We start from the raw sequence: 16,535 nt of genomic DNA on the forward strand, positions 1-16,535 counted from the left end.
ATAAATTTATTGATGTCTTCTTCTTTGCAGCTCACTGCGATCATCGCGCCGGTGTCTTCACCTTCTACAGCCTCCAGGATAGCCCTGGCCCGTTGTTCGCTCAGATGGACCAGCTGGTCTGTGTCAAAAGCACCGGCAAAACATAAGGCCGGAAGTTCTCCGTAACTGTGTCCGGCCACCATATCCGGTTCTATACCCAGGTCTTTCAGGAAATTGGCAATGGCCAGATCAACAATACCCAACAGCGGCTGGGCCATCCTGGTATCTTTGATCCGTTCTTTTTGTGCCTTTAGGGCAGCGTCGTTAAACACCGCATTCGGAAACAATACTTGTTCGTATTCGCTATGGCCTTTTAATAGACTGCGCATGGCTGGAAAAATCACAAAAAGATCTCTGGCCATATTGATCCGCTGACTGCCCTGGCCGGGGAACATAAAGGCCACTTTGCCCTCCTTTTTCCGGGTGATATAGGTATCCTTGCTTTCTACGCCAGATAAAGCCAGGTCAATTTTCATGATCAGGTCTTCATCCCTGTCGGCCACAATGCTCAGTTGCACAGGTTTGCTGCTCGCTGTGGCCAGGCTAAAGGCAATGTCTTTTAAACAGATGTTGTCATTTCCTTCCAGCAAGGTTTTTACTGCCCCCAACTGTGCACTGGCTTCTTCATAGGTATTTCCTCTGAACACAAAAAGCTCCGATGGCCAGGATTGTAACACCGCTGAAGACTTTGCTGCAGGACCACTTTCAATCACTGCATGAAAATTGGTGCCGCCAAAACCAAAGGCGCTGACGCCCGCATAGCGTTTTTCTTCCATCCATAAGCCTGCCTCCGTATGGAATGCAAAAGGACTGGTGGCCGGATTATAATAACTGTTTGGATTTTTGAGGTGGATGGTCGGAGGCTTTACCCCATGATATACAGCCAGAGTGGCTTTGATCAGGCCGGCCAGACCAGCAGCACATTTGGTGTGTCCGATCTGTGTTTTTACAGAGCCCAGGTGGGTTTGGCCAGCGAGGGCCCCGGATTGGTTCAGCATATCGGTCAAAGCACTGAGTTCTGTCTTATCCCCCACTACCGTGCCTGTTCCATGGGCTTCTACCAGGCCAAGGACAGCAGGAGAAATCCCTGCCTGATCATAGGCCCGGGCCAGAGCTTTCACCTGTCCGGATTTTCTTGGGGCAGTAAGGCCCAGGCTTTTTCCATCACTGGAACCACCAATACCCTGTATCACTGCATATATTTTATCGCCATCCCGGATGGCATCTTCTTCACGTTTCAAGACCAGCATGGCTATCCCTTCGCCAAGGGCAATGCCATCTGCCTCTGCATCAAAAGTGGCACACCTGCCTTTACGGGAGAGTGCATGCGTGCCGGAAAACATCAGGTAATCGTTAATTCCGTTATGGAGGTCTGCTCCACCCGCCAGTACCATGTCTGATTTTTCTAAAAACAGTTCCTGGCAGGCCAGGTCAAGAGCAGCCAGTGAGGAGGCACAGGCGGCATCAACAGTAAAGTTTCTTCCACCCAGGTTCAAACGGTTGGTGATGCGTCCCGAAATGACATTGGCTAAAATCCCGGGAAAGGAATCTTCCGTTGTTTTAGGGAGGGCAGTATCCAGCTCTTCCGGCATTTCTCCAAAAACCTGTTTGTAAAATCCTCTGAAGCTATAACTGTTGGCCAGGTCATTTCCGCCTTCGGCACCGATGATCACCGATACATTCTCCGCATTGAAATTCCCGTCTGTATAGCCCGCGTTCTCCATGGCCTGCTTGGCCACCATTAAACTCAGGAGTTGTGTAGGTTCTATCGCAGCCAGAGACTGCGGCGGGATGCCATATTCCAGGGGGTCAAAATCTATTTTAGGGATAAAACCACCCCATTTGGAATGAGACATGTCGCCAGCGCTGGATTCCGGGTTGTAATACAATTGCTTGTTCCAGCGCTCATCAGGTACTTCAGTTACGGCGTCCTGTCCCAGTACAATATTCCTCCAGTATTCTTCTATGTTTTTTGCAGCCGGGAAAATACAGGCCATGCCCACGATAGCGACGTGGAGGGATTTCTCTTTGGCTTCTGGGGGAGCAGGAAGCAGGGCTTCCTGTATATAGGTATAGTTTCCTTCCGCTACATCTTTGTGCAGATCAAGGATAGAAATAACTTTGTTCCACATGGCGGCCACCTGGCCAATCATATACATACCCAGGTTCAGCTGCCCTTGTTCGTCAATAGCCACCAGCTGGTCGCCCTGACGCTCAATTCCTTTTGCTGCTATACGCAGACGGCCTACATTCAGGGTTTCCAGTTTGGCCCAGATTTCTTTTTTATCTACACCAGTTTTCAGGAGCCGCTGTTTCTCTTCGTTAAAGAACAGCGCAAAATTTGAATTCAGACAGCGGGTCTCGTGACCCGGCGCGGTTTCCAGCAATACGGTATCATCAGATTGACAAGCCTGCTCCTGGAACTGCTCCCGGATAGCCCCGGTCTCAACAGCTTCTTTGGTATATAAGTAAGCAGTACCCATCAATACGCCTACCTTTACCCCTTTAGCAGCGATAGAAGCAGACATCACCGCAACAAAAGCAGAGGACAAAGCATCGTGAATGCCTCCGGCAAAAAAAACACTGATTTCTTCGGGTTTATCCTCCTGAAGCAGCCTTTCTATTTGTTTTTCCCAGAGCACCATACTAGATAATGGCCCTACATGGCCACCGCATTCGCGGCCCTCAAATACAAACCTCCGGGCACCTTCTTTCAGGAACATGTCCAGCAGCGATACCGAAGGTACATGAAGGAAAGTTTTGATGCCTAATTTTTCCAGAGGTTTAGCCTGAGAAGGCCTTCCTCCGGCAATAAGGACCACCGGCGGCATTTCTGCTTTAATATATTCCAATTGTTCTTCACGTAATTCTGCCGGGGCAAATCCCAGGATTCCTACACCCCAGGGGCGGCTGCCGGAACGTTGTTTGGTTTCCCGGATCAGTTCTCTGGCTTGCTGGCCCTTGAGCAAAGACAAGGCAATAAAAGGTAAAGCACCCGCTTCTCCTACGGCCTGGGCAAAAGGAGCCACATCACTTACCCGGGTCATTGGACCTTGTGCGATGGGGTAGGTGATCTGAAGATCCTGTGCCAGTGCATTATCAGGACGGATCACATTTAAGGATTTGGCCTGGTTCAGGTGACCGTAGATGGCTTCCTTAAATCCAAAGACCATTTTATCCAGCTTTCCATAGCGTGCGACCAGGTCTGTAGCCAGTGCAATGTCTTGTCCCATTGGGAGGTAACTCTTCTCCAGGTCAAAATCATTAAAATAAGTGAGGAGTGTTTCTTCAGACACCTCCTCTGGCAGTGCAGGAGAGTTTGGGCGTGCCAGTACCCTGTAACGACCGATCAGCTTGGTTTCATTACCATTGAGTTTTTCACAGACCTGTTTGATGGCCGCTGGAACAGTACATTCCGGAAACAAGGCCAATTGACTGTCCAGTACCACACCTGCAGCCCCGCAAGCCACTAATGCAGCAGCGGTATGACTACCCACACCCCCCTGAACATATACCGGAATATCCTTAATTTCCTGGATGACCCGCTGGAACAAAATATAAGAAGATTCATAGCCCACCAGGCCGGCACCTTCGTTACCTTTTACAATGATTCCATCCGCCTTTTCTGCCAGGGCATTGCGGGCTTCTTCCAGATTGTGTACCTGGTAGAAAAATTTAGTGTCTTTTTGCCTGGATATGCTCAGACCATAAGGTGCAATAACCAATTTTGCTTGTGCGGGTAATTGGAGGTTTTTTAAATCATTATTGCCGAAACAGACACCGAAACCAGCAGAAGATGTTGCAGCCAGCTGTTCCAGGGCCTCCTGGGCCAGTTCCAGATTTCTACCTAAATGAAGAACGGGAAAAGCACCTGCTTTTTCAAGAGTAAGTACGAGTGATAGATCCGGTTTTTCAAAGGGCGTTATTCCGATTATCAATGGGGTTTTCATGAGTAGGGAGGATTTTGTAGGGTTTTATGGTGTTTTATAGGGGTTTTTAGAGTAATATTTCAAGGGGTTGCATTTTTTCTGGCGAAAAACAGCAGGATTTCTTGTAAAAACACCTTAACGTTAAAAAAAAACAGGCCGTGTTAAATAATTGTTACCAGATTTTTAGAAAAACAGTTAATCGTGTTTGCCCTGTGCTTTTATAATAACAAAACTAGGAATCAAAAAAGGGATAACCTTTTTTTCTGGCATAATGAACAAAAAGAATAAAGCTGATTTTAGTCACCATAGTGGGACAGGTCTTTAAATGGAGCAAATCAAGGTAAGGCTGAAATATCTTAAAAAATCACTATTTTGCACCCAATGCAATTCAAAGAGATTACCGGACAAGAAGCCATAAAAGAACAGTTGTTGCAAACTGTTGCAGAGAACAGGGTGAGCCATGCACAGCTCTTTCTTTCCTGCGATGGTAGTGGGGCATTGCCATTGGCCATTGCTTATGCGCAATACATCAATTGCCTGGATAAAACCCCGGCAGACAGTTGTGGAATCTGCTCTTCCTGCAGAAAATATGAGCGTTATATCCATCCCGATCTTCACTTTTCCTATCCTTTCTTTGCGTCAAAAGACGTTAGAATAGCGGTTGATGTGCTGGATGAATGGAGAAGTATGCTGCTCGAAGATCCCTATTTTGACCTCGACATCTGGCGCTCCAAACTAAATGCAGAGAATAAACAGGCCAATATCAATATTGCCGAATGTCATGACATCATCAAAAAATTAAGTTATAAAGCTTTTGAGGGAGAAACAAAAGTTCTGATCATGTGGCTTCCGGAATTTTTGGATAAAGAAGGAAATTCCCTGCTTAAAATTATTGAGGAACCACCTAAAAACACCTTGTTTATCCTGGTGGCCAATAACCAGGAACAAATCCTGTCCACCTTGTTATCCAGGACCCAGATTGTAAAAATCCCTAAATTACCGGATGCGACCATAGAGAATTACCTGGTGGAACAACATGGACTGAGCCAGCAACAGGCTACTGAATATAGTTTCCTGGCCGATGGAAATTTGATAGAGGCCAAATTGCTGGTAGAGCATACCCAGAACGATCATGCGGATAAGTTTGCCGAGTGGCTGAGAATGGGATATGGAAACCGGGTGCTGGACCTGATCGGTTTTACAGAGCAGGCCGCAGGATGGGGAAGGGAAAACCAAAAGAACTTCCTGAAATATGGGATCAGCTTTCTCAGAGAATGCAGTTTGCTGCTGAGCGGGGCAGAAGATTTGGTGAAACTTCCGGCAAGGACCATGGACACTGCAAAAAAATTATCTGCGCATGTACTGACTTTAAATATGGCTGAGGCCATCATTTCTGAATTGGAACTGGCGCATTATCATATAGAAAGGAATGCAAATCCTAAAATTCTGTTTTTAGATGTATCTTTACAGCTAGTCAAAATAATTAAGTTTAAAACGCTCCCGAAAGGGACTCAATATATATATAGTTAATATGGGATGTGGAAGTTGTTCGACGGGTGGCGGTTGTGCCCCTGCAGGCTGCAAAAGTAATGGCTCATGCCTTACAGGTGGATGCGGCAAAATGGAAGTATACGATTGGCTGTCTAATTTGGATATGCCATCAAATTATGCTCCTTTCCCGGTTATAGAAGTTAAATTTAAAGGCGCAAGGAAAGAATTTTTCCTGAACAGCGACAATATATACCTGGAGATTGGCGAACTGATCGCCGTTGAAGGACCGACCGGAGGCTACGATATCGGTCATGTTTCTTTAACCGGTGAACTGGTGAGGACGCAAATGAAACGTCGTAAAACCAATATGGACCAGGTGACCCGAAAAGTTTACCGTAAGGCAACAGAAGCCGATGTGGAGAAATGGAAGGTGGCCAAGGATATGGAATGGGAAACCATGCATAAGGCCCGTAAACTGGCTTTAGACCTTCGTTTATCGATGAAAATCAGTGATGTGGATTACCAGGGGGATAAGACTAAAGCGACTTTCTTCTATACGGCAGAGGGGCGTGTGGATTTCAGGGAGCTGATTAAAAAAATGGCAGAAACCTTCAGGATCAGGATCGAAATGCGCCAGATCGGGATGCGTCAGGAAGCCGGAAGACTTGGTGGAATTGGCTCCTGCGGACGCGAGCTGTGCTGCTCTACCTGGCTGACCAACTTTAAAACGGTATCTACAGCTGCGGCCCGGTACCAGAACCTGTCTCTCAATACCTTAAAACTTGCCGGCCAGTGTGGTAAGCTGAAATGCTGCCTGAACTATGAACTGGATACTTACCTGGATGCCCTAAAAGACATTCCGGATAGAATTGACAGTTTGCACACCGAGGTTGGTGTGGCACGTCATCAGAAAACAGATATCTTTAAAAAGGTGATGTGGTTCAGTTATGCCAATCAGGAAGACTGGATTCCCTTGAAAGTAGATCGTGTAAAAGAGATCATGGCCATGAATAAAAAAGGCCAGAAACCAGTTAATTTAAAAGAGGAGGCTGTTTTCCTGGCTACAGCAGCCGTGGTTGAAAAAGTACACGATTATGAAAATGTGGTTGGACAGGATAGCCTGACCCGTTTGGACGAGAAGAGAAAACAAGGTAACCGTCAAAAGAACGGCGGTCAGAGAAACAATAACAACAACAGGCCGGAAAAAGCCGGGCGTCCTGTGCAACAGCAGCAAGCAAAAAATAAACCGGAACAGGGCAAAAAACCAGAGCAGGGCAAGAAGCCTGAACAAGGCAAAAAACCTGATCAGGTTAAAAAACAAGAGAACAGAAGACCGGAACAGCCCAAAAAGGCACCGGGAGAAGGCCAAAAACCAAGTAAAGTGCCCGGTGATCCGGCAGTAGCAGGGCAAGCTCCGGCTGCAACAGGTCAGCCTTCAGCGAGCAGGAACAGGAATAGAAATAACCGCAGACGTAACAAGCCCTCATCGGATAAACCTAAAAATGAAGCAGAATAAATCCCTGGTTTTTTCTTTATGGAGTATCGCTTTACTGGCGGTCGTTTTATGGAGCGGTTGCACCAGTAATAATGTTACTGACCTGAATGTTTCTATGGACCAGCACAGGTGGAGTTATATCAATAAGGTGAGTGCAACCGTAGACATTAAAGATCCTGCAAAAGCCTATAATATCTTTTTCAGATTGCGTCATACGGCAGATTACAGGTATTCGAATATTTACATCTTATTTCATGTTAAACCAGCCGGGGGTAAAAAGTTAACCCGGAGGTATGGCTTTAAACTGGCCCAACCCGACGGACAATGGCTCGGTTCAGGCTCAGGTAATTTATTTACCTATACCTTTCCTTTGCTGACCCAATATCGTTTTCCTGCTGCGGGGAAATATGAATTGGTGATTGAGCAGAACATGAGGGACAATCCATTGCAGGAGATCAGTGATGCGGGGATCACCGTGAGCACTGCAGAACAATAAATAGCTTAAAAATTTCTTTGTTAGAGGTTGGCCTGTGTTTACGCTGGGCTAAAGAACTGTTTGCTTTTTAAAAGAAATAATCAGGCTTTTAACACGCTTTATACTCGCTTTTAACACGTTTAAAAAGCGTGTTGATTTCTTATTTAAAACTTTTTAATTTCTGTTTTGTTTATGTTAAAAGGCGAACACCTTCTGGGAAGAGGGTCTGTCGTTTTTAACCAAATAGAACCTTATGGCAATTATAAAAAATGGAATCCTGGGTGGGTTCAGCGGAAAAGTGGGTACGGTGGTCGGTTATACCATGAATGGTAAAAATATTATGCGCGGGCTTACCGAACGTACAGCGAAATATACGGAGGGAGAAATTAAAAATACCAGTAAATTTAAACTGGTACAAGATACACTTTCAATGATTCTTCCCTTTATTCAGAATGGGTTTAAAAATTATTATACCCCAACAGGTGGAATGAGAGGAGCTTTATCTTACAACAGAAAGTTTGCTGTTGCAGGTGATGCACCTGATTTTTATATCGATCCGGAAAAATTTATGGTTACCGGAGGAGATCTCCCCGGAGTTGAAGATGCGCAGTTTGTACTGGAAAGCCCAAAAGTTCTTCGGGTACATTGGGATGTGGGTACTCCCGCGGGAGGAAATGAACGTGATCAGGCGATGCTCCTGGTGATTGATCTTAAAGGCCAACAAGCAGTGTATGTGAATATCGGAGCATTCAGAAGTGCTGGAACAGAGGTGGTAAAGTTAAAGGACAAGTTGATCGGACAATCCTTACACATCTATCTGGGCTTTGTAGCAAAGGATAGATCAAGGCAGTCGAGCAGTCAGTATCTGGGCGTGTTGGATCAGTGGTAAGTAACCATTGTTTGTTTCTTTTATGTTGTTTTTATTTAATCTTTGAGTAAATAATGACATTTTAAATTACAATATATACATTGGTATCCTTAACCAATTAAAAAAAATTTAAAATGGGAGATTATTTAGCAACAAGGATTTTTCTGGAATTTTCTGCTGATATTGTTTCTGTTGATGCAATACAAACAGTTAAGGGCACAACAAAAGATAAATTTGCATCTACAATCATTGGAAAGCCTGATCTTTTCAATTGTGAAGAGAGGAATGGCAGGTATGTATGGAAGTTAAAACCGGAAATCCTGGAACAGTATTTATATCCTTTTTTAAAGGAATATTACAAGGATGCTTGTAAGGCTAATCCGAATTATTTAGAGGAGTATTGTGGGTCTATTTTATCTTTTCTGGAGAACTGGCCAGCTATTCCGGAATTGTTTCAGTTTCTGAGTGATAGCTTTAACCGTGTTTTTGGTCATGACAGGGTGGAGCATATGACATCGGTGGACGATAAAATGATTCCCGTACGAGCATCTGCTATACGGTTAACGATGGGAGAAAGGGTTTTTTATGAGGAGATACATTCGTATCTCAAATTCTTTGAACAAACACTTAGAGTGCATTACGATGATAATCCATTAAGTAGTTGTCTGGTTATCGATGTAAATTAGTAAATCAAGCATTTGATGTTTTAATGCTTGAAATTATTTTGTCTGTTTATAATAAGTAGAGAGGGGTTGGTAAAGAATTACAACAGCGGCATCAACTGTTCCAGTGCCATCCCTCTTGATCCTTTCAATAAAACTAGACTGTTGTTTACCGGATTCGCTTGTAAAAATTCACGGGCTTCCTGCGGTGTAGTAAAGAAATGACCTTTGTATTTGTCTTTATAAGCATAAAAATCTTTTCCTATAAAGACTAAAGTGTTTAATCCGGCTTGTTCTGCTTTTGCGGCGATCAGACCGTGTTGTTCAAGAGATTCAGGTCCTAATTCAAACATATCACCTATAATAGCCACTTTATTTTCTGCAGACAGACCTTTTATATTGGTCAGGGCAGCAGACATACTGCTGGGATTGGCGTTGTAAAAGTCGCAGATAACGGTGTTGGATTCTGTTTTGGCAAGCTGTGAACGGTTATTGCTTGGAAAATAATTGGTCAGGCCATTGTTTATTGCAGCTGCATCAAGGTCAAAGAACTGCCCTATGCAAATGGCTGCCAATATATTTTCGAAATTATAGGCCCCCGTCAGGTTTGCTTTTACATTTTGATGTTGTGCAGAGGCATCTTGTCCTGTCCAGCTGATCTCAATGAAAGGATCTGCTTTAATTAAGGTTCCGGAAACGGCGTAATTTTGTTCGTTCTCTTCTTCAGTTCCGTAGTAGACTATTTTGTTCAGGCCTGCTTTTGTACTCATCTCCATTAAATATGAATTGTTATGGTTGATGAAAGCATAACCAGCATGTTCTTTTAGATAGGCGTAAAGTTCTGCTTTTCCTTTTTTAACACCTTCAAAGCCTCCAAATCCATCCAGATGCGCCATGCCTACATTGGTGATCAGGCCATGGGTAGGCTGGGACAGGGTGCATAAAAACTCAATCTCTTTCTGATGGTTCGCACCCATTTCTATAACGGCAATTTCTGTTTCGTCATGGATAGAAAGCAGGGATAGCGGCACGCCAATATGGTTATTTAGATTGCCTTTGGTGGCAAAGGTTTTGTATTTCTGGCTGAGTACGGCATTGATCAATTCTTTGGTTGTGGTTTTTCCATTGCTTCCGGTTAAGCCAATCACAGGAATATTCAATTGCTGGCGGTGGTGTTTGGCCAGTTCCTGCAAGGTGGTCAGAACATCCTCTACTAAAATACATTGCTCGTTGATCCGGTAGCTCGGATTGTCTATGATGGCATAGGCAGCGCCTTGTTCCAGGGCTTGTTGAGCAAAGGTATTGGCGTCAAAGTGTTCTCCCTTTAAGGCAAAAAACAGGCAGCCCCTGGTGATGTTCCTGGTGTCGGTAGAAATGGTTCTGTATGTTAAATAGTGCTGATAAAGAGATTCGATGTTTGACATGCGGGTTAAAAAGAATTGAATGTATAGGTAAAATTACACTATGGATCACAAACAAAAAATTATCTTTAGTATTTTGGAGTATATTTATTCTTATGAAGCATCTTTTTCTCTCTCTTTTACTGGCTGGCACAATGGTTTCAGTTCAGGCGCAAACCAAATCGCCCGATGATTATTTAGGCTATAAACTGGGCAGTCACTTTACGCCGCACCAAAAAGTGGTGGATTATTTTAAGTATGTGGCTTCTGTACATAAGAATATAAAGCTGATCTCTTACGGGAAATCAAATGAAGGGAAGGAGCTGCTCGTGGCTATCGTTTCTTCCGAAAATAATATAGGCAGACTGGAGGAAATCCGGAAAAATAACCTGTTGATGAGTAAGGCTGGTAAAAGGAATTTTGAACTGGCGAAACAGCCTGTGGTGCTTTGGCTGAGTTATAATGTGCACGGCAATGAAGCCAGTTCTACGGAAACTTCTATGAAAACCTTGTATACTTTGGCCGAAGGCACTGCCGCAAATGTAAAGCAATGGCTGAGCAATACGGTAGTCATTATCGATCCTTGTTTGAATCCGGACGGCCGGGACAGGTATGTAAATTTTTTTAATTCGGTGGTGGGAAGTGTTCCTAATGCAGATCCCGAAGCAAGGGAACATGTAGAGCCCTGGCCAAGAGGGCGTTCGAACCATTATTATTTTGATTTGAACCGGGATTGGGCCTGGCAAACACAGGTAGAAACACAGCAGCGTTTGGCTTTGTATCAGGACTGGATGCCTGAAGTGCATGTAGATTTTCATGAACAGAGTTATAATGAACCTTATTATTTTGCGCCGGCGGCCGAACCTGTGCATCAGGACATCAATTCCTGGCAAAGGGAGTTCCAGGTCATTGCGGGAAAGAACAATGCAAAGTATTTTGATCAGAACGGCTGGCAGTATTTTACCAAAGAACGTTTTGATTTGTTGTATCCTTCGTATGGGGATACCTATCCTTTATATAATGGTGCGATTGGAATGACCTATGAACAGGGGGGCATTAATGCTGGTTTGGCTGTGGTGACTGTAGATAAGGATACCTTGACCCTGAAAGACAGAATCACGCATCATTTTACCACGAGTATGGCGACCTTGGAGTCTGTTTCCACGCATAAAGAAAGGTTGTTGACGGAATTTGCAGCTTATTTTGAGCGTTCGGTGGCTTCTCCGCCAGGCAATTACCAAAGCTATGTGGTGAAGGCAGATAATTTGCCAAGATTAAAAAAGCTGGCCAGATTGCTGGCTAAAAATCAAATTGAGTTTTCTTTTGGAGGAACGCAGCAGCTGAGTGGTTTTAATTTTGAAACCCGTAAATCCGGGAATTTCAAGCTGGAGCGAAATGATCTGGTGCTGAATTTGCGTCAGCCAAAGGCGGTACTGGCGAGTGTATTGTTTGAACCGTCCACAGTAGTAACGGATTCTAATACTTATGATATTACGGCCTGGGCATTGCCTTATGCTTATGGTTTAACGGCCTATGCACTTAAAGAACCGATAAGAGGGAATTATGCAGATCTGTCTGAAGCGACGGTTTCTAGAAAAGTGGTTAAAGATCCTTATGCCTGGGCTTTTTCCTGGAATTCTATGGAAGATGCGCAAGTGTTGATGGCTTTGCAGCGGTCTGGGATTAAGGTGCGGGTGGCTGAGGAGGCATTTACTTCTGAAGGTCAGAGCTATAAGCCGGGAACTTTATTGGTATACAGGAGAGAGAATGAGAAAATTTCCCCTTTAGTGGGCGCCAAAGTTGAGGCGATTGCGGATCAGTTTGGGGTTCAACTGAGGTATATAATGAGTGGTTTTGTAGATAAGGGAAGGGATTTTGGGTCTTCGGCTTATACGCTGTTGACAGCGCCCAAGGTGGGGATTGTTTCAGGGCCGGAAACGGCTTCGCTTGCTGTTGGTGAGGTATGGGCCTTTTTTGATCAGGAGTTAAAGTATCCGGTATCGATGATTGGCATACAAAATCTTGGTGATCTGGATCTGAATAAGATCAATGTATTGGTGCTTCCGGATGGTAATTATCCGAAAGATCTGAATGAAAAACTGGGCGATTGGGTGGATAATGGTGGTAAGCTGATTTTGATGGAAGGGGCAATTGCTGCTTTTGCAGATAAAAAACCATTTGAGATCAAAAAGAAGGAAGAGGTAGTTAAAGTGGACAAGAAAAAACAGCAAAGTTATAAGGACCGGGAAAAAGATGATTTTGATGATGCGATTCCTGGTGCTATATATAAGGTTAACCTGGATAAGGCACATCCGATGAGCTGGGGACTGGATCATTACTATACATTAATGACTGAGGACAAAATTTATGAGCCGTTAACAGAGGGCTGGAATGTGGGGATGTTAAAACCTGGGGGATATGTGGCTGGGCTGGCGGGAAAGAATGTGCAACGGAAATTGGATAACGGGCTTTTGTTCGGCGTGCAGCCGATTGGCCGGGGTAGTGTAGTGTATTTGGGAAGCGATGTTTTGTTTAGATTGTTTTGGGAAAGCGGGAAACAGCTTTTTGTTAATTCTGTTTTTTTGGTAAATTAATTGGTAAAATATTGTTTGGATGTGATTTATCGAGTATTTATATTGAATTATTTTCTTGTTTTTGATAAAATTTCGGTAAATTAACAGAACATATACCGATACGTATCTACCTTATTTGCTATCTATGGAAAAATTTATACATAGTTTGATGCATTTTAAACGACATGAATTCTGCGGAATCTCCTCTGCCAGTATAGCATTGGCTTGCGGAGAGACGCATCTGATTCCTTTTTTATCAAAAATTTCTATAAAAAGTAAAAGAATCCCACCTTTTGACCATCCGCCTAGATTTTAATTAGGCTTTTTTGTTGTTTTTAAAGAAATGAGGTTAAAAACCCATTAAAAAGCAATTAAAAATCTATTAAAATGTATGGGCGTGCATCTTTGAAGAACTTATTTTCAATAACTTCATTTATCACATTATTATTATTCACCTAAATTTATTTATTTATGAAAAAACTTATACTTAGTTTGTTCATGGTTTTCGCGGTTGCTGTTGCAGCAATAGCCCAGGATCGAACAATTACAGGTACTGTAACGGGAAAGGATGATGGACTTCCTGTTCCGGGCGTTTCAGTTAAACTAAGAGGTACCGCAACAGGTGCCGCAACTGGATCGGATGGAAAGTATGCAATCAAGGTGCCTTCTGGAAATGCAATACTTGATTTCTCTTCAATAGGTTTTACTCCGCAATCTGTCACAGTTGGCGCAGGAAATGTAGTCAACGTTTCACTTACTGCTGATGCAAAAACACTTGGTGAGGTTGTTGTAACCGCCATGGGAATTAAGCGGGAAACCAAATCTCTTGGATATGCCGTAACAAAGGTTAGCGGAGATGAATTGACAAAAGCCAGGGAGACAAATATTGTGAACTCTCTTGCTGGAAAAGTTGCGGGGGTTAGAATTAGTTCTCAATCTGGTACATTAGGTGGTTCGTCAAAAATAGTGATTCGCGGAGGATCGTCGTTTAATGATGCCAGCCAACCGCTTTTTGTAGTTGATGGTTTACCTGTTGATAACGGGGCTCCAATGGTATCTACGTCTGCTGGCGCTGTTCCACAAGGAAGTGCCGGAACTGATTTTGGTAACCGTGCATCGGATATAAATTCTGATGATGTTGAATCTATGGTTGTTCTAAAAGGTGCTGCGGCCACCGCATTGTATGGCGCAAGAGCGAAAAATGGAGCAATTGTAATTACAACAAAACGAGGGGCTAAAGGACAGTCAACAATTTCTTTTAATTCTACAACCAGGTTTGATAATATTCTTGTTCTTCCAAAAATTCAGAATGAATATGCACAGGGTACGCAAGGTATATATGACCGCGCTTCATTAAATGCATGGGGGCCAAAATTAAGTGAGGTTCAGGGGCGGACATTTACAGATTTTTTAGGAAATCAAGTGGCACTGACTGCACACCCGGACAATGCTAAGAACTTTTTTAATACGGGTAAGACCTATATCAATTCCATTTCATTTGAGGGAGCAGATGATAAAGGCGATTATCGCTTAGGGTATACCAGCAATGTCCAAAGTGGTATAATTGAAAAGCAAAAGCTAAATAAGAATGCCATTTCTTTTAACGCAGGGCGTAAAATTTCAGATAAATTTGAAGTAAGAGCAAATATTAACTATACAAGAACTAAAGGGGAGGGTATGCCTACCCAAAGTTCTAATGACCCCAATGTATTGATTGGAACAAACTATTTGCCAACCAACTTTGATATAGAGCAGATCAAGAATAATTATATTGATCCTGTAACAAAGGCGCAGATTACGATAACGCCAAGCAGAAATGGTAACAACCCGTATTGGATTATCAATAATAATACGTCTTCAAATGTCGTGGACAGGTTTTTTGGGAATGGTATTCTGACTTATAAACCTTTGCCATGGTTAACGATTTCGGATAATATTGGAACGGATTTTTATAATGAAAACAGGTTCTTGCCAACCCGAAATGGAACAATCGGGGCATTGACCGGAAGTTTTATTAATGCCAATCTTTATAATAGAGTGATTAATAATGATTTTATTGTAACAGCGGATAGAAAACTGACACCGGATTTGGACTTAAAGGTAATTGCGGGTCACAATGTTTATGAACGTTATTCAAGATCGGATCAGGCTTATGCTCAGAATCTAACGGTAGATGAGCTTTATAATTTTTCAAATGCAGCTTCTGTAATTAATCAAAATGATTTGTCTAAAAGGAGAATCATGGGTATTTATGGCGATGTTGGTTTGTCTTATAAAAATTACTTGTTTTTAAATGTGACAGGCCGTAACGACTTTAGCTCTACCTTGCCAACAGCAAATAATTCTTATTTTTACCCATCTGTAAGCTCCGGATTTGTATTTAGCGAACTTATACCTGAAAATGGCTGGTTGAGTTATGGTAAATTGAGAGCAAGCTGGGCCAATGTTGGTAGTGATGCACCGCCATATTCACTAGCGTTTACTTATGCAGGACAGACCACGGCCTTTGCTCAATATGGTTTTGGTTCTTCTTTCCCTTTCAATGGGGTGTTGGGATACAGCATTCCCTCGACTATACCCAATCCGAATTTAAAGCCTCAGAACCAGAATTCAATAGAATTAGGTACAGAGCTTAAGTTTTTAAAGAATAGGATTAGTTTGGATGTAACCTATTATAATAGTAATACGAGCGACCAAATTGTTAATTTATCATTGCCACAGTCGACCGGCTTTGCGTTCAAGACAGTTAATGCGGGATCGGTTAGAAACAAAGGGATCGAAATTGCCTTGGGCCTTATCCCAATAAAATCCAGAGATTTTAACTGGAACTTGGATGTTAATTTTGCTGCAAACAAGCAGGTGGTTACACTTCCTGCTGATCTTACTACTTATCCTTTGGCCAGTGGTTGGAGTGGATTGCAGATTAAAGCAGAAACAGGAAAAGCTTTTGGTATTTATGGTGGAGCATGGGAGCGTGATCCAAATGGAAATATCGTAATAGATGCGAATACTGGCTTAAGAAAAGTGGTGAACGATCAGCGGTTGGGTAATACTGCACCTGACTGGACAATGGGAATTAACAACACGTTTTCTTACAAGAATTTTAGTCTGAGCTTCCTGGTGGACATCAGAGAGGGTGGAATCATGTTCTCTAATACGGTTGCGACCTTAAGAAGTTCAGGACTTGCAGAAGAGACGCTTGCAAATCGAGGTAATATATTTATAGATAAAGGGGTGATTTTGAAAAATGGAGCATATGTCCCAAATACTGTTCCTGTTCAAAGTATGGAAGATTACTGGGGGCAATATACCTCTGAAAATACAGAGTCAAGTATTTTTGATGCTTCTTTTATTAAGCTTAGAGAGGTGAATTTCTCCTATAAAATCCCTTCAGCCTTCTTACAGCAAAAAGTTAAATTTATTAAAGGGCTTGAGTTAGGTATTGAGGGCAGAAATCTATGGTTGATAAAGTCTCATGTTCCTAATATTGATCCTGAGGCGAACCTTTTTGGGGCTACAAGTAATGGTGAGGGCGTTGAGTTTAATAATTTTCCTTCAACAAGAACTATTGGGTTTAACTTACGTGTAAAAATTTAGAAGATA

At 43.0% G+C, this 16,535-nt stretch carries 9 protein-coding genes; 7 read left to right on the top strand and 2 right to left on the bottom strand.

All coding sequences use genetic code 11. The annotated features are described in order from the left end of the window. Positions 1-3,989: beta-ketoacyl synthase N-terminal-like domain-containing protein (locus VNZ46_RS23065; protein ID WP_325563023.1), on the bottom strand; the 3,989-nt coding region annotated here is incomplete at its 3' end. A gap of 360 nt (positions 3,990-4,349) precedes the next feature. On the opposite strand from VNZ46_RS23065, the gene VNZ46_RS23070 reads away from it, so the two are divergent. The 5 genes from VNZ46_RS23070 (at position 4,350) to VNZ46_RS23090 (ending at position 8,983) form a co-directional block, all read left to right on the top strand. Then, positions 4,350-5,498: a hypothetical protein gene (locus tag VNZ46_RS23070; RefSeq protein WP_325563025.1), complete on the top strand. Its 1,149-nt coding sequence runs from the start codon at positions 4,350-4,352 to the stop codon at positions 5,496-5,498. 1 nt (position 5,499) lies between these two features. Next, positions 5,500-6,975: a regulatory iron-sulfur-containing complex subunit RicT gene (gene ricT / locus VNZ46_RS23075; protein WP_325563027.1), complete on the top strand. Its 1,476-nt coding sequence runs from the start codon at positions 5,500-5,502 to the stop codon at positions 6,973-6,975. Then, on the top strand, positions 6,962-7,450 hold the full coding sequence (locus VNZ46_RS23080) for a gliding motility lipoprotein GldH (RefSeq protein ID WP_325563029.1): 489 nt from the start codon (positions 6,962-6,964) through the stop codon (positions 7,448-7,450). The genes ricT and VNZ46_RS23080 overlap by 14 nt, the downstream gene beginning before the upstream one ends. A 232-nt stretch (positions 7,451-7,682) precedes the next feature. Next, positions 7,683-8,318, top strand: a complete 636-nt coding sequence (locus VNZ46_RS23085) for a DUF6266 family protein (protein WP_325563031.1) — start codon at positions 7,683-7,685, stop codon at positions 8,316-8,318. A 113-nt stretch (positions 8,319-8,431) separates the two neighbouring features. Continuing rightward, the gene (locus VNZ46_RS23090) at positions 8,432-8,983 is read left to right on the top strand and encodes a hypothetical protein (protein ID WP_325563033.1); all 552 of its coding nucleotides are present in this window, start codon (positions 8,432-8,434) and stop codon (positions 8,981-8,983) included. A 77-nt stretch (positions 8,984-9,060) separates the two neighbouring features. On the opposite strand, the gene VNZ46_RS23095 is transcribed toward VNZ46_RS23090, so the two are convergent. Then, a complete protein-coding gene (locus VNZ46_RS23095) occupies positions 9,061-10,383 on the bottom strand; it encodes a UDP-N-acetylmuramoyl-tripeptide--D-alanyl-D-alanine ligase (RefSeq protein WP_325563035.1) in 1,323 nt (440 codons plus the stop codon). A gap of 92 nt (positions 10,384-10,475) precedes the next feature. Between VNZ46_RS23095 and VNZ46_RS23100 the strand changes: the two genes are divergently transcribed. Then, the gene (locus tag VNZ46_RS23100) at positions 10,476-12,953 is read left to right on the top strand and encodes a M14 metallopeptidase family protein (protein WP_325563037.1); all 2,478 of its coding nucleotides are present in this window, start codon (positions 10,476-10,478) and stop codon (positions 12,951-12,953) included. A 450-nt stretch (positions 12,954-13,403) separates the two neighbouring features. Further along, positions 13,404-16,529, top strand: a complete 3,126-nt coding sequence (locus VNZ46_RS23105; protein ID WP_325563038.1) for a SusC/RagA family TonB-linked outer membrane protein — start codon at positions 13,404-13,406, stop codon at positions 16,527-16,529. Positions 16,530-16,535 lie beyond the last annotated feature (6 nt).

Source organism: Pedobacter sp., from assembly GCF_035566355.1.
Taxonomy (GTDB): Bacteria; Bacteroidota; Bacteroidia; order Sphingobacteriales; family Sphingobacteriaceae; genus Pedobacter.

Bases quoted from the DNA above. Each gene is read 5' to 3' on its own strand.
- VNZ46_RS23070 (WP_325563025.1), top strand. From the start codon at position 4,350: ATGCAATTCAAAGAGATTACCGGACAAGAAGCCATAAAAGAACAGTTG.
- ricT (WP_325563027.1), top strand. From the start codon at position 5,500: ATGGGATGTGGAAGTTGTTCGACGGGTGGCGGTTGTGCCCCTGCAGGC.
- VNZ46_RS23080 (WP_325563029.1), top strand. From the start codon at position 6,962: ATGAAGCAGAATAAATCCCTGGTTTTTTCTTTATGGAGTATCGCTTTA.
- VNZ46_RS23085 (WP_325563031.1), top strand. From the start codon at position 7,683: ATGGCAATTATAAAAAATGGAATCCTGGGTGGGTTCAGCGGAAAAGTG.
- VNZ46_RS23090 (WP_325563033.1), top strand. From the start codon at position 8,432: ATGGGAGATTATTTAGCAACAAGGATTTTTCTGGAATTTTCTGCTGAT.
- VNZ46_RS23095 (WP_325563035.1), bottom strand. From the start codon at position 10,383: ATGTCAAACATCGAATCTCTTTATCAGCACTATTTAACATACAGAACC.
- VNZ46_RS23100 (WP_325563037.1), top strand. From the start codon at position 10,476: ATGAAGCATCTTTTTCTCTCTCTTTTACTGGCTGGCACAATGGTTTCA.
- VNZ46_RS23105 (WP_325563038.1), top strand. From the start codon at position 13,404: ATGAAAAAACTTATACTTAGTTTGTTCATGGTTTTCGCGGTTGCTGTT.